18 protein-coding genes are annotated in these 17,841 nt (G+C 43.7%); 14 read left to right on the forward strand and 4 right to left on the reverse strand.

From position 1 onward, the window contains the following. The first annotated feature begins 85 nt into the window (after positions 1–85). The 11 genes from panB to B6A27_RS14305 all read left to right on the forward strand — a co-directional run bounded on the left by panB (position 86) and on the right by B6A27_RS14305 (position 11,509). Entirely contained in the window at positions 86–922 is an 837-nt protein-coding gene (gene panB, locus B6A27_RS14255; RefSeq protein WP_080862417.1) for a 3-methyl-2-oxobutanoate hydroxymethyltransferase, read from the forward strand. Beyond that, positions 922–1,773 (forward strand): pantoate--beta-alanine ligase, encoded by an 852-nt coding sequence (panC, locus tag B6A27_RS14260; RefSeq protein WP_080862418.1) that lies wholly within the window; start codon positions 922–924, stop codon positions 1,771–1,773. The genes panB and panC overlap by 1 nt, the downstream gene beginning before the upstream one ends. Before the next feature lie 16 nt (positions 1,774–1,789). Next, positions 1,790–2,173, forward strand: coding sequence for an aspartate 1-decarboxylase (panD, locus tag B6A27_RS14265; RefSeq protein WP_044742285.1), 384 nt, complete (start codon positions 1,790–1,792; stop codon positions 2,171–2,173). A gap of 217 nt (positions 2,174–2,390) precedes the next feature. Beyond that, positions 2,391–5,105: an ATP-dependent DNA helicase DinG gene (gene dinG, locus B6A27_RS14270; RefSeq protein WP_080862419.1), complete on the forward strand. Its 2,715-nt coding sequence runs from the start codon at positions 2,391–2,393 to the stop codon at positions 5,103–5,105. Between the two features lie 575 nt (positions 5,106–5,680). Beyond that, complete coding sequence (locus B6A27_RS14275) at positions 5,681–5,851, forward strand: YpmA family protein (RefSeq protein WP_080862420.1); 171 nt, start codon at positions 5,681–5,683, stop codon at positions 5,849–5,851. A 14-nt stretch (positions 5,852–5,865) separates the two neighbouring features. After that, the gene (locus B6A27_RS14280) at positions 5,866–6,345 is read left to right on the forward strand and encodes a cell wall elongation regulator TseB-like domain-containing protein (protein ID WP_080862421.1); all 480 of its coding nucleotides are present in this window, start codon (positions 5,866–5,868) and stop codon (positions 6,343–6,345) included. A 15-nt stretch (positions 6,346–6,360) separates the two neighbouring features. Further along, entirely contained in the window at positions 6,361–7,551 is a 1,191-nt protein-coding gene (locus B6A27_RS14285) for a pyridoxal phosphate-dependent aminotransferase (protein WP_080862422.1), read from the forward strand. 121 nt (positions 7,552–7,672) lie between these two features. After that, positions 7,673–8,965 carry an asparagine--tRNA ligase gene (gene asnS / locus B6A27_RS14290; protein ID WP_080862423.1) on the forward strand — a complete coding sequence of 431 codons (1,293 nt, stop codon included), beginning with the start codon at positions 7,673–7,675 and terminating at the stop codon, positions 8,963–8,965. A gap of 474 nt (positions 8,966–9,439) precedes the next feature. Continuing rightward, positions 9,440–10,138 carry a DnaD domain-containing protein gene (locus B6A27_RS14295; protein WP_080862424.1) on the forward strand — a complete coding sequence of 233 codons (699 nt, stop codon included), beginning with the start codon at positions 9,440–9,442 and terminating at the stop codon, positions 10,136–10,138. A gap of 209 nt (positions 10,139–10,347) precedes the next feature. Beyond that, the gene (nth, locus tag B6A27_RS14300; protein ID WP_066145370.1) at positions 10,348–11,016 is read left to right on the forward strand and encodes an endonuclease III; all 669 of its coding nucleotides are present in this window, start codon (positions 10,348–10,350) and stop codon (positions 11,014–11,016) included. After that, complete coding sequence (locus B6A27_RS14305; RefSeq protein ID WP_236546302.1) at positions 11,006–11,509, forward strand: YpoC family protein; 504 nt, start codon at positions 11,006–11,008, stop codon at positions 11,507–11,509. The genes nth and B6A27_RS14305 overlap by 11 nt, the downstream gene beginning before the upstream one ends. A gap of 30 nt (positions 11,510–11,539) precedes the next feature. Here B6A27_RS14305 and B6A27_RS14310 read toward each other — a convergent pair whose 3' ends face one another. After that, on the reverse strand, positions 11,540–14,230 hold the full coding sequence (locus tag B6A27_RS14310; RefSeq protein ID WP_080862426.1) for a PBP1A family penicillin-binding protein: 2,691 nt from the start codon (positions 14,228–14,230) through the stop codon (positions 11,540–11,542). A 51-nt stretch (positions 14,231–14,281) separates the two neighbouring features. After that, positions 14,282–14,878, reverse strand: a complete 597-nt coding sequence (recU, locus tag B6A27_RS14315; RefSeq protein WP_066145361.1) for a Holliday junction resolvase RecU — start codon at positions 14,876–14,878, stop codon at positions 14,282–14,284. Positions 14,879–15,081: 203 nt separating this feature from the next. Here recU and B6A27_RS14320 point away from each other — a divergent pair, with 203 nt between their 5' ends. Further along, complete coding sequence (locus tag B6A27_RS14320) at positions 15,082–15,315, forward strand: hypothetical protein (RefSeq protein WP_044742295.1); 234 nt, start codon at positions 15,082–15,084, stop codon at positions 15,313–15,315. Between the two features lie 27 nt (positions 15,316–15,342). Then, positions 15,343–15,711: a YppE family protein gene (locus B6A27_RS14325; protein WP_044742296.1), complete on the forward strand. Its 369-nt coding sequence runs from the start codon at positions 15,343–15,345 to the stop codon at positions 15,709–15,711. Positions 15,712–16,133: 422 nt separating this feature from the next. Here B6A27_RS14325 and B6A27_RS14335 read toward each other — a convergent pair whose 3' ends face one another. Then, positions 16,134–16,310, reverse strand: a complete 177-nt coding sequence (locus B6A27_RS14335; protein ID WP_080862428.1) for a YppF family protein — start codon at positions 16,308–16,310, stop codon at positions 16,134–16,136. Positions 16,311–16,722: 412 nt separating this feature from the next. On the opposite strand from B6A27_RS14335, the gene B6A27_RS14340 reads away from it, so the two are divergent. Further along, positions 16,723–17,130 (forward strand): YppG family protein, encoded by a 408-nt coding sequence (locus B6A27_RS14340; RefSeq protein WP_044742298.1) that lies wholly within the window; start codon positions 16,723–16,725, stop codon positions 17,128–17,130. A 254-nt stretch (positions 17,131–17,384) separates the two neighbouring features. On the opposite strand, the gene B6A27_RS14345 is transcribed toward B6A27_RS14340, so the two are convergent. Continuing rightward, complete coding sequence (locus tag B6A27_RS14345; protein WP_066145358.1) at positions 17,385–17,639, reverse strand: sigma-G-dependent sporulation-specific acid-soluble spore protein CsgA; 255 nt, start codon at positions 17,637–17,639, stop codon at positions 17,385–17,387. Positions 17,640–17,841: the final 202 nt, after the last annotated feature.

A 17,841-nucleotide genomic window follows, 5' to 3' on the forward strand; every position in this document is an offset into this window, starting at 1 on the left:
TCAACATCCTTCTTCTCAAGGTGGGGAAGAAGGTTTTTTTATTCGGAGATTCATCTCCTCTGCAAACAAGGAGGAGGGATATGCCATGAAAACAACCAGTGATTTTTTGAAGATGAAGAAGACAAACGAGCCGATTGTGATGCTGACAGCGTATGATTTTCCGTCAGCAAAGCTTGCGGAAGCTGCTGGAGTAGACATGATTCTTGTCGGCGATTCGCTTGGGATGGTTGTGCTCGGATATGATTCCACCATTCCGGTAACAGTGGAGGACATGATTCATCATACGAAGGCAGTGCGGCGTGGAGCCATGAACACGTTCATTGTCACGGACATGCCGTTTATGTCTTACCATCTGTCGAGGGAAGAAGCACTTCGCAATGCTCAGCGCATCATGCAGCAGTCTGGAGCTCATGCCGTAAAAGTTGAAGGGGCCGGCGAAGTCATAGAGGTCATTCGTGCCCTGACTGAAGCAGGTGTTCCAGTTGTTGCCCATTTAGGTTTAACTCCGCAATCTGTCGGGGTGCTTGGTGGATATAAAGTGCAAGCGAAAGACGCTGAAAGCGCTCGCAAACTTTTACAAGATGCAAAATGGTGCGAGGAGGCCGGAGCGGTCGCTTTAGTTCTCGAATGCGTGCCAAAGCAGATTGCCGCCGAAATTACTAAGCAATTAACCATTCCCACTATTGGAATAGGAGCAGGTAATGAAGTAGATGGACAGGTGCTTGTCTATCATGATGTGCTCGGATATGGAGTAGAACGGGTACCTAAGTTTGTTAAAAAATATGCCAATATTGAAGAAACGATGCAGCATGCCTTGACAAGCTATGTGATGGAGGTAAAGCTTCGGCAGTTTCCTGAACGTGAGCATATGTTTACGATGAAAGAAGAAGAATGGATTGCACTATATGGAGGAAAGCAGTAATGATGATCATTCAAACGATCCAAGAAATGCAGCAAAAAACAGCCCAATACCGTCAGCAAGGAAAGTCCATTGGCTTTGTACCGACAATGGGGTATTTGCATGAAGGCCATGCTGCCTTGCTGAAAAAAGCGCGAGAGGAAAATGATATTGTTGTATTAAGCGTGTTTGTTAATCCATTGCAGTTTGGACCAAATGAAGATTTCGACCGATATCCGCGCGATATGGAGAGAGATGAAAAGATCGCCAAAGCGTCAGGGGTGGATCTATTGTTTTATCCATCCGTGACAGAAATGTATCCGCGGCCATTAAGCGTGCAGGTGGCCGTCAAGGAGCGCGTTGATGTATTATGCGGAAAATCAAGACCGGGGCATTTTGATGGCGTGGCTACGGTATTAGCGAAACTATTTCATATTGTCATGCCGACCCGTGCTTACTTCGGGATGAAAGATGCGCAGCAGGTAGCAGTGGTTGATGGACTTATTCGCGATTTCCATTTTCCGATCGAGCTTGTTCCAGTTCCGACTGTTCGCGAAGCGGACGGGCTAGCGAAAAGCTCGCGCAATGTGTATTTATCTCCGGAAGAGCGAAAAGAAGCTCCTGCCCTGTACGCGGCATTGCAAAAAGCGAAGCGGGCGATTGAAAATGGCGAGCGCAATCCATCGGCTATTTGTGCTCTTGTTGAAGATTATATTCAAACTTATACACATGGTATCATTGATTATGTTGAAGTATATTCTTATCCAGATTTGCAACCGCTTCAGAAAATATCTGGAAAAATCATCATTGCGCTTGCTGTCAGGTTTACAAATGCGCGACTCATTGATAATATAACTCTTGATGTGGAATCGTAATGTTGGGGGGACAATCATGTTTCGTACATTAATGAATGCAAAAATCCACCGTGCGCGTGTGACGGAAGCGAATTTAAATTATGTTGGAAGTATCACGATTGATGAAGATATTTTGGACGCGGTTGGCATGGTAGCAAATGAGAAAGTACAAATTGTTAATAACAATAACGGCGCACGTTTTGAAACATATATTATTCCAGGAGAACGGGGAAGCGGTGTGTTTTGCTTAAATGGAGCGGCTGCTCGTCTTGTGCAAAAGGATGATGTCATCATCGTCATTTCCTATGCCCTTATTCCAGAGGAGAAAATTGCAGCGCATCGTCCGAAAATCGCGATTATGGACGAGCATAATCGAATTCAGCAATTAATGGTAGCCGAACCAGCTCATACAGTGATGTAAGCTGAAGCTCAAGCTTTCTAAAGACAGAACCTCTCATGTTTAGGGAGAAAAGTAATGGTTCCGGCTTATTATAAATGTTTGGCCAGGATAGAGATTCGATCCGTTTGTATGGATATAAAAGCAGGAAGGCGGTGATGCTACCGCTTTTCCTGTCATAAAAAAGGGGGCTGTTTCTCAGTAGAGAACGCCCCTATTATTGCGCGATTGAGGTGAAACGATGGATGAACGGTTTGTAGTCATAGACCTAGAAACAACAGGGAATTCAGTGAAAAAAGGGGATCGAATTATTCAAATCGGGCTCGTCGTTATTGAAAATAGACAAATAGTCAAGCGGTTCTCCAGTTTTGTTAATCCGGAATGCAGCATTCCACCTTTTATCCAGCAATTGACGCAAATTGGTGAGCAAATGGTGCGCCATGCACCGCTTTTTTCTGAACTTGCCCCGACAGTTGCTGCACTATTGAAGCAATCGTATTTTGTTGCCCATAATGTTGCATTTGATTGGCCGTTTTTGCAGGAGGAATTGAACAGAGCGGGAGTTTTTTTGCCGGAGCCGCCGATGATTGATACGGTTGAACTTTCTCGAATTTTATACCCGAGCATGGAAAGCTATAAATTAAGTGATATGGCGAAGGCATTGCATATTCCCCATCAGCATCCTCATCAGGCGGATAGCGATGCGGAGGTTACAGCCCAATTATGGCTCGCTTTACTTGATAAATTGGAGGCGCTGCCGGTCGCGACATTGCGGCAATTGTGCCGTTTATCGCGCGATATGAAAAGCGATGTCCATTCGATTATGGATGCGATGCTGGCCCAAAAAATAACATCCTTGCACGATGACCAATATAGTTACTATCAAGGAATCGCATTGCGAAAACCGTCTCCTCTTCCTCAAAAAATTGGAGAGTGTCCCGTTTCCTTTCGAGAATGGTTCACCTATACGGAGACGCTTCCTTTCCGTGATTACGAACATCGACAAGGACAATGGGACATGATGGAAATGGTTTATGAGGCCCTCGATACATCACAACATGCTTTAATTGAAGCAGGAACTGGAATTGGGAAATCGTTGGCCTATCTTATTCCGAGTCTTTACTTTGCTCGGCAATATCAAAAGCCTGTTGTGATTAGTACATATACGCTCCAGCTAGGCCAGCAGCTGATGGAGCGCGATATTCCATTGCTCCAAAGTATTGCGTCGTTTCCATTTCATGTCGCGCAATTAAAAGGGAAACGAAATTATCTTTCACTCGAAAAATTTGTTCACTTTTTGCATAAACCAAACAAAAACTACGATGAAGTGCTAACCAAATGCCAGTTGCTCGTTTGGTTAACAGAAACGGAGACAGGCGATGTTGATGAGCTTCAGCTATCTTCGGGCGGCCAGCTGCTTTGGACCATGCTGCATATGGGTGAGGAAAAAGAAGAAGCGGAGTATGATTTTTTCCAGAGGGCGCGCCAGCGAGCCAGTAAGGCCGACCTGATTATTACCAATCATGCGTTTTTATTGCAGGATCTGAATTCTGATAAGCCGCTGTTTCCGCCATATGAGCAGCTCATTGTTGATGAAGCACACCATCTTGAGGATGTTGCTTCTCAATACTTTGGCCAGAGCGTTGATTATGTAGCTGTTCGATTATTATTAACTCGCATCGGAAATGGTCATGATGAAGGATCCTTCTTTCAGCTTCGAAAACGGCTTGAACAACAAGACTATTTTATGTATTTTCAGTCTGTGTTAAGCGACATTGAATTGGAATGTGATGAATGGTTTCGCATGATCCGGCAATACGTGCTGCGAAAACAAACGAATTCCAATGCCGTGCGGCTGCGCTATCGCTTTCATCCAAGTGAAGAGAAAGGGAGACATTGGAACGCTATTCGTGAGTTGCTTTGGCGGCTCTGTCATCACACCTCCGAGCTGGCAGAGAAGGCGGAACAGCTGAAAATGCTCGACCCTTCGCTTTCCTCCCTTTCGTTCTTTACAGATGTGACGGTACTGAACGACATGATTCATGGTCTGCGCTTTTTGCTTGAAGATACGGATTCGAAGGTGGTTCGCTGGATGGAGGCGGATGTGAAAGGGGCCGCTAATGCTACTGCTATTTATGCACAGCCGATTGAGCTTGAAGAATTTTTTGCTGAGCGGTTGTTTACAAGAAAGAAAAGTGTTATTTTGACATCGGCAACCTTAACAACGGACCATTCATTTGCTTATGCAATCTCACAGCTTGGGTTAGAGGATTTTTATCCCATTTGTCGCATGATTCCATCTCCATTTGATTATAAGCGCCAAGCAAAAATTATGATTCCAAGCGACTTACCGTCTATTGTAGATGTGTCGCTTCCAGAGTATGCCCATGCTGTAGCTGAACAATTGCTAGAAATTGAAAAGCAGGTCAAAGAGAAAATACTGGTATTGTTCACATCATATGAGCTTCTGCGAATGACGGCTGCCATTGTGAAAGAAAAAAATGAGGACGAAACACTGGTGTTGCTTGCTCAAGGAATTCAAGGAGGAAATGCGGCAAAGCTCACAAAGGCCTTTTTACAATTTGACCGTGCCATTTTATTTGGAACGAGCAGCTTTTGGGAAGGGATTGATTTACCTAGGGAGCAGCTATCTTTTATTGTCATGGTCCGCTTGCCATTTGCTCCGCCAGATGACCCTGTGATAGAAGCGAAAAGTGAGCGCATTCGCGCCAAAGGCGGACGGCCGTTTTATGATCTGTCGCTGCCTCAGGCGATCATTCGTTTTAAGCAAGGCTTTGGCCGCCTCATTCGTACAGCAACTGATTCCGGAGTGCTATTTGTATTGGATCGCCGTTTAACCACTGCTTCTTATGGAAAATATTTTGTAGGTTCGCTTCCCCCCGTATCTATTTATGAAGCACCGCTAGAGCAGCTTTTGCAAAGCTTGAAAAAATGACAATGCTAGATATGGGGTTCAGTTTATTTTCGTTCGTCAAATGGTTAAACAAGGTTGTTTAGGCCTGCGTTACATGGATACATCACGAAAAAATTTGAATGGTGATGGCCGTTAAAATAGTATACAGATAATGGATGAGTGTTGATCGTGTAAATAGAGAGCAAATGAGCAATCTATAGGTAGGATAGCGGAATAGAGCAGCGTCGCTGGATCTTGTCGCATGTAAGATGAAGAGGGCTTTTATAAAGATATGGTGAGGAACCATTGAAAGTTTTTTGATCGTTTGCTTTTCGATCATCAGATAACGAACATGGATGAAAGAGCATTTCCTTTGCCAAAAAAGATCGGGTAGCTTTAATGAGAGGAAGCCTAATTGTTATTTAAATCCCGCATCGTATATATACACGATGCGGGATCCATAAGATGTAGGTGGGGGAATTTTTTTATGAAATTGTCCAACGAACCTGTTATAATTATGGAAAGGTACAACACAAATTTGTTGTATGTATAGTGTAGCCACGCCGCTCTGTTCCTATGAGTAACAAAATTTGTGGCATGGAGGAGGAAAATGTGAAATGGAAAGTAAAATCGAGGTGTTAGCCACTGTCAAAATTCAGCACTCACCCGATTTATATAAAGTTGTCGACTGCTTGAATCGAACGCTGAAAAGGCAGAACTTAATGTTTGGATTGGCGCTTGATGAAAAAGATCAAAATAAAGCGGTTTTTACGATTTACCGTACATAGAGAAGTGGTTTGTTATGAAAAAGTGGGGTATTTTATGCTTTGTTGTGCTATGTATTTTCTTTTGGCAAGCTGCAAGCGTTTATCACACAGCGATCGGACAGAAGCAATCGCTGATGGAAACAGCAAGAAAGCGAGCGATTGAGAGAGTGGCCTTTGCGCGTATCGATCAAGTTTATACATATTACGGTGAAAAGACCTATATTGTATTTATGGGTGATGATCGTAAAGGAGCTCGCAAAATTGTTTGGGTTCCGGAGAAAAGTGGAAGCATCGTGGTGAAAGACGCCAAGAGCGGAATTACACAGGAAGAAGCCATCAAAAAGTTAACAGCGGAACGAAATCCAAAAAAGATTGTTTCCGCAAAGCTTGGCATGGAAAAAGGAGTGCCTCTTTGGGAGCTGACATATATTGATCAAAACAATCGTTATTCTTTTTACTACCTCAGCTTTAAAGACGGTGCTTTTTTGAAAAGATATAGCTTTCAACAATCATGAAGGGGGACATGGATCATGAAATTAGCAAAACGAGTGGCATCGCTCACGCCTTCTGCGACATTGGCAATTACGGCTAAAGCGAAAGAGCTGAAAGCAGCTGGATATGATGTCATCGGTTTAGGAGCAGGAGAGCCGGATTTTAATACACCGCAGCACATTATGGATGCGGCCGTTCAGGCGATGAATGAGGGACATACAAAATATACGCCTTCCGGTGGACTAGCGGGCTTAAAAACGGAAATTGTGAAAAAGTTTGAACGAGACCAAGGGCTTCGCTACGAGCCATCTGAAATAATCGTTTGCGTGGGAGCCAAACATGCGCTCTATACCTTATTTCAAGTCATTTTAGACGAAGGTGATGAGGTCGTTATTCCAACGCCATATTGGGTCAGCTATCCGGAACAAGTAAAGCTTGCTGGAGGAGTGCCTGTTTATGTCGAGGGGCTTGAGGAAAACGAATTTAAAATTACGCCTGAGCAATTAAAATCGGTTATTACTGATCGCACAAAGGCGGTTATTATTAATTCACCAAGTAACCCGACAGGAATGATTTATACGGAAGAAGAACTAAGAGCGCTTGGTGAAATTTGCTTGGAGCATGATGTATTCATTGTCTCGGACGAAATTTACGAAAAGCTGGTCTATGATGGACATCGCCATGTGTCCATTGCTCAATTGTCACCAGAGTTAAAGGCGCAAACGGTAATCATTAATGGCTTGTCTAAATCGCATTCGATGACTGGCTGGCGGATTGGATATGCTGCAGGAAATAAAGAGATCATTCGGGCGATGACGGATCTTGCAAGCCACAGCACTTCAAATCCGACTTCCATCGCTCAATATGCCGCTATTGCTGCATACAGTGGGCCACAAGAGCCAGTGGAACAAATGCGGCAAGCCTTTGAACAACGGTTAAATATTATTTACCAAAAACTCATTCAAATTCCAGGATTTACGTGCGTTAAACCGCAAGGCGCATTTTATTTGTTCCCGAATGCGCGGCAGGCGGCCGCAATGGCTGGATATCACCATGTAGACGAATTTGTCACAGCTCTCTTAGAAGAAGCAAAGGTGGCGCTTGTTCCGGGTTCTGGCTTTGGTGCTCCCGATAATGTTCGCTTGTCTTATGCGACATCGCTTGATGTGCTAGAAACGGCGATGGAGCGCATTCAGCAATTTATGGAGCAACGCGCAAATCGTGTATAAGCTTCAAAAGCGGCTTTGTCGATGACAGAGCCGCTTCGTGTATTGCTTACATTTTGGCTGAAAGGTATAATATAAGTTATGCATACATAGTTTTTTGAACAAATGTTGGAGGGAATTTTCGGTGAAAGCAACAATTGCAGAAGTAAGCAAATATGTAGGACAAGAGGTGACGATCGGCGCATGGCTGGCAAATAAGCGTTCAAGCGGAAAAATCGCTTTTTTGCAGCTGCGCGATGGCACTGGTTTTATTCAAGGAGTAGTTGAAAAATCGCAAGTAGCGGAAGACGTCTTTAAGGCGGCAAAATCCATTACGCAAGAAACATCTTTATATGTGACAGGGATTGTTCGCGTGGATGAGCGCTCGCCATTTGGCTATGAATTATCGGTGACAAACATACAAACCATTCATGAAGCGGTTGATTATCCGATTACGCCAAAAGAGCATGGTGTTGAGTTTTTAATGGATCATCGCCATTTATGGCTGCGTTCAAAACGCCAGCATGCGATTATGAAAATTCGCAATGAAATCATCCGGGCAACCTATGAATTTTTTAATAACAACGGATTTGTCAAGGTAGATCCGCCGATTTTAACAGGAAGTGCACCAGAGGGAACAACGGAGTTATTCCATACAAAATATTTTGATGAAGATGCCTATCTTTCTCAAAGCGGTCAGCTTTATATGGAAGCAGCCGCAATGGCGCTTGGAAAAGTGTTCTCATTTGGTCCGACGTTCCGTGCGGAAAAATCGAAAACACGCCGCCATCTCATTGAGTTTTGGATGATCGAGCCGGAGATGGCCTTCTACGAATTTGAAGATAACTTAAAGATGCAAGAAGGATATGTATCGTATATCGTTCAAGCGGTGTTGAAAAATTGCCAGCTTGAATTAAAAACTTTGGGACGTGACACATCAAAGCTTGAGCAGATTCAAGCTCCATTTCCGCGCATTACATATGATGAGGCGATTAAACTTCTCCATGACAAAGGATTTGATGATATTCAATGGGGAGATGATTTTGGAGCGCCGCATGAAACAGCGATTGCGGAGAGCTTTGACAAGCCAGTGTTCATTACCCACTACCCAACTGCGTTAAAGCCGTTTTACATGCAGCCTGATCCGAACCGTCCAGATGTGGTGCTTTGTGCGGATTTAATTGCACCGGAAGGGTACGGCGAAATTATTGGTGGGTCTGAACGGATTCACGACTACCATCTGCTTAAACAGCGCTTAGAAGAGCATCATTTGCCAATTGAAGCGTATCAATGGTATTTAGAATTGCGTCAATACGGCTCTGTACCTCATTCAGGTTTCGGTTTAGGGTTAGAGCGTACAGTGGCTTGGATTTGCGGAGTCGAACATGTGCGTGAAACGATTCCGTTCCCACGGCTATTAAACCGATTATATCCATAATCGCACCAGTATTTTTATTGAATCCATGTTTTGTTTATCGTGTTGAATTAGCCCCCAAGCTTTTAGGGGGCTTTCTTATCTTCCTAATACGCAATGGCTTGATGATCGTGCTTATTACATGATTTAGACAAGTCGTGAGATTCTTTCGAATGTAGGTTTTGACAGACACCCGTTTTCAGTTGTATTTATATGCATAGATACAACGAGAAGATTGAACTGATTATTTATTCAAAAGCAAACTTCTATTTTTCGACGGTCCAAGAAAAGTCAATAACTTTCCTGCTTATGCCTTAGCGTGGCACAGCACCGAACAACAGGCGGCTTACAGACCGATTGATGGGTCTGTAAGCCGTATTGTTCAGTCACACGACCGTCGACTTTATATCGACGCAACTGTTAAGGTGTCAAGTTATATCGATATAGATTATCTAATACTTAGCATCCATGTTATACTTATAGTTGAGGTGTATTCCAATGGACAAAGAAAAAATGGCGGAATGGCTGGCCCAAGGCAGCATTGCAATTCCAAAGCTGCTTTTGCAGCATTATAAACGTTTAGGTTTAACGGAAGTAGAATTTATGCTGCTTTTGCATTTGCATGCATTTATGGAAGAAGGGGTATGGTTTCCAACTCCAGATGAGCTGGCAGAAAGGATGACGTTAACGCCGGCACAATGTATGGAAGCATTACGGAAGCTTTTGCAAAAAGGATTTGTTTCTATTGAAGAACAGGTAGATGGAGCCATTCTGAGCGAAAAATACTCGCTTAAGCCGCTATGGGAAAAGTTAGTGCATCATTTAATTTCCGAGTCGATGAACGAACACAAGAAAGAGCGCCAGGAAGAGGAACAAAGCTTGTATACGATGTTTGAACAAGAGTTTGGCCGACCGCTTTCGCCGTTTGAATGCGAGACGCTGACGATGTGGATGGATCAAGACGGGCATGATCCAGCTATCATAAAAGCCGCGCTTCGCGAAGCGGTATTGTCCGGGAAATTAAATTTCCGTTATATTGATCGAATTTTGTTTGAGTGGAAAAAGAATGGAGTGCGTACGATTGAACAGGCGAAAGATTATGGCCAAAAATTCCGCAAGCATCAATCGAAAGCCAAGCCTGTATCACAGGAAGAGCATCGACAAACCGTTACATTTTATAATTGGCTAGAATCGTAAGCGAGAGGCCCCCGTCTCTCGTTTTTCTATGATTGAGGCAGCCACTTTTTTAACATCATCCGCCGAGAAGTCTCCCACCTCTTAATGGAATGGAGATGGGGAAGGTTCATATAGGCCTATGTGACGAAACGTAATAGGACAAGCTTTGATATGAGAAAGAATAGAATCGCCGCTATTGTTAGCGGCTGTAAAACGAAAGGAGAATTCTTATGCTGAATCGGCAACAAATTCGCATTTGTTTGGATCGAATGGGAGAGATGTTTCCGGACGCTCACTGCGAATTGATACACCGCAACCCTTTTGAATTGCTAATTGCGGTAGTTTTGTCGGCGCAATGCACGGATGCGCTCGTAAATAAAGTAACAAAACATTTATTTGCAAAATATCAAACGCCTGAAGATTATATATCGGTTCCGTTGGAAGAGCTTCAGCAAGATATCCGATCGATTGGACTGTATCGGAACAAAGCGAAAAATATTCAAAAGCTGTGCACCATGCTGCTCGAACAATATGGAGGAGAAGTGCCTTGTGATCGCGACGAATTGATGAAGCTGCCGGGGGTTGGGCGCAAGACAGCGAATGTGGTGGTTTCGGTCGCTTTTGGCGTCCCAGCGATCGCAGTGGATACACATGTGGAGAGAGTTAGCAAACGGCTTGGTTTTTGCCGTTGGAAGGACTCTGTGCTTGAAGTAGAAGAAACCCTGATGAGAAAGGTACCAAAAGAAGAGTGGTCGATTACCCATCACCGGATGATTTTTTTCGGGCGTTATCATTGCAAAGCCCAATCACCAAAATGCGAAATCTGTCCCCTGCTTGAACTATGTCGAGAAGGAAAGAAAAGAATGAAGGGCAGGGAGAAAATTGCAAGTGCCGATTGACTTTGTTCATCCGTTGTTTTTCCAAGAAGAAGAGATGATTGAGAAACAAGAAGAGGCTCCGTTCCCTTATGCACTTAAAACAGTGTATTTTTATTATGATATCGTAGATAGCGCTTATGTGCCTTGGGAAAAAGCAGAACAATCGATCCCTGCTTTACTGAAGCTGTGGAATGAGGAAAAAGCGCAGCTTCAGGCACTTTTTGCGGAGAGAAACCGAACGCTTGTCCAGAAGCCGATGATTCGCGGGTTATCTTATTTTATAATGCTTTTATTTTGGATGAATCAAAGCAAAGTCACCCAGCTTCGTATGTGGCAAAAAGCAGTGGAATCGCTGCCGCTTAAACCGATGAACTGTATGGAGCGCTTGCAATTCATTTTTCAGCGATGTGATACGTATCCTTCATTTGTTCAATTAAATGAATTGTTTGAGGAAGCGGCGAAGCTTTTTTATAAGAAGCGGGCGATTGTAAAAAAAGGGATGCCTCCATGTTGAGGCATCCTTTTTTCTAGCGGCATTAGGCCGTTAATGGGTTTGAGTTGAGTTATTAGGGCTGGTATTTTGGGTTGTTGGCGGTGTGCTTCCGCCAGAGCTACCGCCGTTGTTATTTTGTCCGCCGCTTCCACCATTTTCTGTATTGCCGCCAGTTCCGTTATTATTGTTGCCGGAATTGCCGCTGCCGTCATTCCCAGAATTATTATTGTTTCCATTCCCATTGTTCCCGTTATTGCCAGGAATTCCGTTGTTGTTTCCATTTCCGTTGTTCCCGTTATTGCCAGGAATTCCGTTGTTGTTTCCATTCCCATTGTTTCCGTTGTTATTATTGTTGCCGTTTGGTTCCTCCTGTTCGTTGCCCGGAACATTGACAGTCGCCACGGCTGGATTGCTTCTGATTTGTCCGTCCTTGCTTACCGCATATACTTCAAACGTATAAACGGCTCCTGGAGTCGGATGATTAATGGTTAAAGAAGAGTCGGACGTTGGAATCACACTTGACTCGCCTTTATCATTTTTGATACGCACTTCAAATGCCATGTCTCCATTTGAACCGTTGTCATATTTCCAAGAAAGGGAAATGGCATCTGTGGCAGCATCATAGACGGCTTGCAAATTCGCTGGTGCTGCTGGCGGCTCATCTTTTGCTGTTTCCGTCGGCTCTGTTCCTTTTATAAAGCATTCATACGTAATTTCGCTGGCTGGCGTATATTTGCTTGCCAGCTTCGGCGGATTGGAGCCTTTTTTAATTGGCAGCTTCTCTACGCTATTTGGCATTGGGAAATCTTTGCCGCCTTTATCTACATGGGCGATGACCTTTTTGAATAACAAGCGCGGCAGCTTTTGTTCATATGTCGATAAATCCGCTGTGCTGCTTCGTTTGCTAAAGCCGGTCCATACAGCCGCCGTATAATTTGGCGTATAGCCGACAAACCAGCTATCTGGAACCGCGCTGCTAGACAAGCCGTATTTACGGGCCGTATCTTTATCATAGTTGGTGGTTCCCGTCTTCCCAGCGATATGAAGACCCGGCACGTTCGCAAGCGTACCTGTTCCGGATTGCACGACTGATTTGAGCATGTCGGTAATCATATAAGCGGTATAATCCTTCATCGCTGTTTTCGGTTTTGGCGTCAAATTCATCTCTGTATTATCAGGAAAGACAATTTTAGTGACCGCATGCGGCTTGATATAGACCCCATTATTGCCAAAAGCGCTGTAAGCCCCAGCCATTTGCAGCGGCGATACGCCTTTTTCAAGACCGCCGATAGAATATGATTCATAAACGGTGTCAAATCCCATGCCAAGCTTATTGGCAAACTGTTTCGCACGTTCTCGACCAACAGCTTGAAATGCCTTCAAAGCAGGAATGTTGCGTGATTTGGCAAGAGCCGTCCGCATCGTCATCGCGCCTTCATAACTGCCATTCCAGTTTTTAATCGGCGTGCCATCTGAATATTGATATGGTTCATCAACAAGCTGATGGGCTGTCGACCATTTTAAATATTCAATGGCTGGACCGTAATCTAAAATTGGTTTAATGGTTGAACCAGGCTGCCCAACTGGCTGAATCGCGTAGTTGAAGCCGAATGTAACGTTCTCTGGATCGCGTCCGCCGCCAAGTGCACGGATTTCGCCAGTTTTTGTATCAATTAAAGCAATGGATGATTGTAAATCCTTTTTCTTTGTAAATAACTCATTAGAATTAAGCAAGTCTTCTACATAATCTTGGGCATTTGGATCGAGCGTCGTGTAAATTTTTAATCCATCTTCATATACGTTCACGTTCGCTTGATCTGTTACTTCTCTAATCACTTCGTCGATAAACGAATCATATGGAAGCGAGGCCGTGCCGCTGTTCTTTTTCCGATCGACGAGCATGGAGGAAATCGGCACTTTCTTCGCTTTTTCCGCTTCTTCTTTTGTAATAAATCCATGCTTGGCCATAAGCGATAACACGACGTCGCGCCGCTTTTTCGCCGCTTCTGGATGTTCGTACGGATTATAGTTGTTTGGGCTTTGCGGCAAGCCTGCGAGCAGGGCCGCTTCAGGGAGCGTTAAGTCTTTCAAATTGGTTTTGCCAAAATAAAACTCTGCCGCTTTAGCCACCCCATAAATACTGTTCGAATAATAAATTTTGTTTAAATACATCTCTAAAATTTCGTGTTTAGAATATTTTTGCTCAAGACGAAGGGCCAGCCACAGCTCTTGTGATTTGCGTTTGAGCGTTTTTTCGGATGAAAGGAAGGAGAGTTTAACCACTTGTTGAGTGATGGTGCTTCCTCCCTCCGCTCCAAACCCTTCTTTCACATTCGCCAGCACCGCGCCGCCAAGCCGGATAAAATCGACGCCGTGATGCTGATAGAACCGGGCATCCTCTGTTGCCAGCACCGCGTTTTCCAAGACTTTCGGAATGTCAGAATAGGAAACGTACGTTCGTTTTTGGCCATTCGCGCTGAGCTCAGCGATTTTATGACCATTCATATCGTAGACAGTCGATGATAAAGGGTCTTTAATTTTGGCTTCATCAAGCGGCGGTGTGCCCTTGACGAAATAGGCAAATGTCGCAATCCCTCCGACTAATCCGATTATGATTAACAACATAAGCGAGAGTGCGATTGTTTTCAATAACGAGTTGGCTTTTCGCTTTTTTTTCTTTTTTTGCTTTGGTTGTTTTGCTGCTTGCTTCCGTTCTGCACGAGAACGATATTCACCAGACATAAGCAAATCCTACCTTTCTAATCATTGTAAGAAATTGATTTGATTTCTTACTTAAAAGTAGATGTTTTCTACTACTCTAATATAATCAATTCGAGGTTGATAGCCAAGTGAAATGTGATGGCCATACTGTTCAATTTCTTGTTTGGTTAGCGATTTTCTACCGCCAGATTGCTGTCTTTCCCAAAAGGAAAGCAAATGCGAAGCATCCAGCAGGTACACTTCACCCAAGGAAGCGAAACGCAAAATAACGAAGCAAATGGCTCCATGCTGAAGCACCTGCCTCATGTGCTGAATTTGATGCTCGTGAAAATTTTTTAAAGGGAAAGAGGTTGTATTTCTCGTTTCCTTTGCCTCAAAATCAATATATTTACCGCGATAAACACCGTTATAGTCCGTTGTTGATGCTTGTTTAAAATAGGCCTCTTTAATGACAGCAGCGCTGCGCTTTGGATAGTCAACACGGACAATTTGAATCGGTGTCGGCTTTTTATGAATGATGGCAATGCCATGCTCGCGGTAATACTCATTGGTGGAATTTAAATCCTCTTCTAACGTCATCCCGCGGTTTCCATAATTTTGATGAAGGGGTTGAACGGCTTCTTCTGTTTCCTTCACTTTATATTGTCTGCCACCGGGATATTTGAACATCTTCTCCTCATCTCCTTTGAATGTTTTTTATTATACCATAGGAGAGCTGGAATAGGGGGAATAAAGAAAATGTCGAAATTGCACGAAGAAATAAAAAAGACGACTTTCTTTGCCGAAACGCTTCTAGTTTTGTCAAGTGTGAAGGGAGCACGCGGAAAACGGCGAATGTTTAAAAGCAAACGGGTAAGGGGGAGGATTCGCATATGCGGTGGGTGAGAAAAGAGGAAGTGGAAAAACAACTGGAAGAAATTTTGGAGTTGATGCAGCAAATTGATCAAAAAATGGATGAAATGATGGATGATCTCGTGAAAGAACAGCAGCGAAATCAGCAGTCGCAAATCAACGAGTTAGCTGCGCAGCTTGACCATGTAGAGAAGCAGCTGGATCACGAGGCTGAGAAGAAAGTGTTTGTCGCATCGAAGCTTCATTTTGTATAATGGTTTTCAAAAGGAGAGAAATGCGACATGTATGAACAGCTTAGACGTTTGACAAACGAGTTGCTCAAATATAATGATGAAATTTTACAAATAGCTGAAAAAGCCGTTAATAGCCATGAACAGCCTGATTTTTTCCAGCAGGTAAAGCCGTTTGCTGATGCTGTCAGTCAAACGGTAGAGAAATGGAGGCAGGAGGCGCTCGCTTGGATCCGCACAGAGCGGCCGCAGCATGTTCATTCGCAGCAAATCGAAGCAACAAGCGAAAATATCGAAAAAATTGTAGTCGAGGCGTTTTATCCCGCGGTTAAGCTTCGACGCTTGAAGCAATTTCATCAATCCATTGACTATACTCTTACTCTTGTCAGCGAACGATTGGAAATGAGATCAAATCAGTAAAAGGCTATCCATCTGTTAAGGGATAGCCTTATTTATGTTTGAGATGAAAGGAAAAGCCTGACCTCCTTTGTATTTGAGGGCATTTTTTCGTATATATCCGCTGTTTGCTTGAAAGGAGGGAGGCTGATCAGCATAGATTAGATGTTGAGTGTTCACTTTTTTTTCAAAAAAATAGGCCTGCTTTTTTCTGGCCTTCCTTTGCAAAGCCGGAAAGAAAAGCGGGCGCTTCAACATGCTTATCCATGGAACCCATCATTCAGTTTTCTAAGTAGAACATCTACAGAAAGCGGAATTAGCTCACTTGGCTTATGTTCAAGTTATATAGCTTAACCGATAACCGCGAACAGTGGATGTTTCGACCGGGTCGGATGAAATCATGAAAAAGCAGCGAGCCCGTCCTGTCTTCATGAATGATCCATCGGTTATTCAGGCTTATGAGCGCCTGCTAGCTCCAGCTGTCGAGTGATATCGCGATATTCAGAAATCGTAAGCTCTCCGCGCAGGTATACTTGACGGGCAAAATCAAGCAGCTCGTTGATGCTGGCCGGTTCATAGTTTCTTTTCGCTATAAATTTCCCCTTTAATTCTGTCGTATTCATGATCGATGCCCCCTTTATCCATCTCCTCTTTTTGTTCATCTTATCATAAAAAATAATGGTTGATGTAAATTCGAAAAATTGAAACTTCCGACAACATATGACAACTCGTAAGGATGAAAATAGCCCGTTGCTGAACTTTTCCGTTCGCGCACATGGATAAATGAAGGATTTTCAGGATGGATGATGTACGGCGCCACTTTCACTTTTCGCCCATTCTATACATATAATGGTGTCAGCCTATAGAAATGTACTTAGCTTTTTTACAGGTGGAACTTTAGATGAAGTGCGTGTGGCTTTTCGGCGGCGGATGAATCGAATAACGGACTGCGTCATCGATCCATGAATTTTTGTCGTCTTGCCTTCGACCGTTGATTTTCAAGTTGCACGTATATCGAAAAGTGGGGAGGATGTTATGTATCAATATCCGTATCGTGTTCCGCTTCCGCCGTCATCTCCGCAGTGGCCTTATCCAACAGGGGGATGGCATATGCCCTATTCTCAAGCGTTTTCGCATTGGCCAATCCATCAAGGATACCCAGTGGGAAATTCTATGAATCAGCAGCCTTATTTTATGCACGGCACGAATCCGCCTTATCCAGTAGGAAAAAACGCGGGAGCTCCGTATCCTGTGCCATACGCACCATCTGGTCCGGTGCTAAAGCCGCCTGCTTCAGGCCTTCCGTCGATTATGTCCCAATTTAAAAATTCCGATGGCACATACGATATCAATAAAATGATGAATACAATGGGACAAATGATTCAGACCGTCAATCAAATCGGTGGAGTGCTGAAAGGATTGGTCGGGGCATTTAAAGCATAATAAACGCCATCCTCCTATCTGTGTGAGGATGGCCGATGTTTAGCGATTCATCGTTTGTTTTTACTATGAAGATAATATGAGCAAGAATCGTCTCATGAAAGCTTTTGGCGGAGTCCCTTTATGATGAAGAACGCCATTTTCTTAACCTTTCTCCAATGGAGAGACAAGACTCCTGATAGGATGCGGTGTTTCCTTATCACCATAAGGAAACGGCGCCGCATAAAGGCTTATTTTGGATCGCATGCTTCTTTCGGCTAAAGTAGCTGCTCGTATACTTCATTGAGCTGGTGAGCGCGCTTCATGTCTTGTTCGTTCATCGCATAATGAATTTCATACGGCAAAACATGGTTTAAAAAAGCGGCTTCTTTTTGCGATAAATGACGGACAAACTCTTCTTCGTTCGCGTAAGGCTTTTCCAGCAGTTTATGATAAATGTGACTTGGAATATCGTTATGGTAGTCCAGATAATTGGATAGCGCTTCCCGCAGATAAGCTAAGGTGGTTTCCATCTTCTTCATCTCCTTATCGTAAAAATTTTGGGGATTCCGCTGTTGACAGCAATGGGATATGATCAAGAACGGCGCTTCTCTCCTTTTTTCATAGAAAGTTCTTTCATTCATAGCGTCCGTCAGAACGTTAAAAAGTATGTATGGGCGCACACAAGTGTTGATGATTCCTTATTTTACATGAGCTTCTCCCACCTCCACTTCA

Origin of the sequence: Anoxybacillus sp. UARK-01 (genome assembly GCF_002075365.1) — a bacterium.
In the GTDB taxonomy this organism is placed as follows: Bacteria; Bacillota; Bacilli; order Bacillales; family Anoxybacillaceae; genus Anoxybacteroides; species Anoxybacteroides rupiense.

What these genes read in the sequence shown, in the direction of transcription:
- B6A27_RS14285 (WP_080862422.1), top strand. Translation starts at nt 6,361, where the DNA reads ATGAAATTAGCAAAACGAGTGGCATCGCTCACGCCTTCTGCGACATTG.
- panC (WP_080862418.1), top strand. Translation starts at nt 922, where the DNA reads ATGATGATCATTCAAACGATCCAAGAAATGCAGCAAAAAACAGCCCAA.
- B6A27_RS14340 (WP_044742298.1), top strand. Translation starts at nt 16,723, where the DNA reads ATGTATCAATATCCGTATCGTGTTCCGCTTCCGCCGTCATCTCCGCAG.
- B6A27_RS14295 (WP_080862424.1), top strand. Translation starts at nt 9,440, where the DNA reads ATGGACAAAGAAAAAATGGCGGAATGGCTGGCCCAAGGCAGCATTGCA.
- B6A27_RS14310 (WP_080862426.1), bottom strand. Translation starts at nt 14,230, where the DNA reads ATGTCTGGTGAATATCGTTCTCGTGCAGAACGGAAGCAAGCAGCAAAA.
- B6A27_RS14280 (WP_080862421.1), top strand. Translation starts at nt 5,866, where the DNA reads ATGAAAAAGTGGGGTATTTTATGCTTTGTTGTGCTATGTATTTTCTTT.
- B6A27_RS14320 (WP_044742295.1), top strand. Translation starts at nt 15,082, where the DNA reads ATGCGGTGGGTGAGAAAAGAGGAAGTGGAAAAACAACTGGAAGAAATT.
- B6A27_RS14345 (WP_066145358.1), bottom strand. Translation starts at nt 17,639, where the DNA reads ATGGAAACCACCTTAGCTTATCTGCGGGAAGCGCTATCCAATTATCTG.
- dinG (WP_080862419.1), top strand. Translation starts at nt 2,391, where the DNA reads ATGGATGAACGGTTTGTAGTCATAGACCTAGAAACAACAGGGAATTCA.
- B6A27_RS14275 (WP_080862420.1), top strand. Translation starts at nt 5,681, where the DNA reads ATGGAAAGTAAAATCGAGGTGTTAGCCACTGTCAAAATTCAGCACTCA.
- B6A27_RS14335 (WP_080862428.1), bottom strand. Translation starts at nt 16,310, where the DNA reads ATGAATACGACAGAATTAAAGGGGAAATTTATAGCGAAAAGAAACTAT.
- B6A27_RS14325 (WP_044742296.1), top strand. Translation starts at nt 15,343, where the DNA reads ATGTATGAACAGCTTAGACGTTTGACAAACGAGTTGCTCAAATATAAT.
- panB (WP_080862417.1), top strand. Translation starts at nt 86, where the DNA reads ATGAAAACAACCAGTGATTTTTTGAAGATGAAGAAGACAAACGAGCCG.
- recU (WP_066145361.1), bottom strand. Translation starts at nt 14,878, where the DNA reads ATGTTCAAATATCCCGGTGGCAGACAATATAAAGTGAAGGAAACAGAA.
- panD (WP_044742285.1), top strand. Translation starts at nt 1,790, where the DNA reads ATGTTTCGTACATTAATGAATGCAAAAATCCACCGTGCGCGTGTGACG.
- nth (WP_066145370.1), top strand. Translation starts at nt 10,348, where the DNA reads ATGCTGAATCGGCAACAAATTCGCATTTGTTTGGATCGAATGGGAGAG.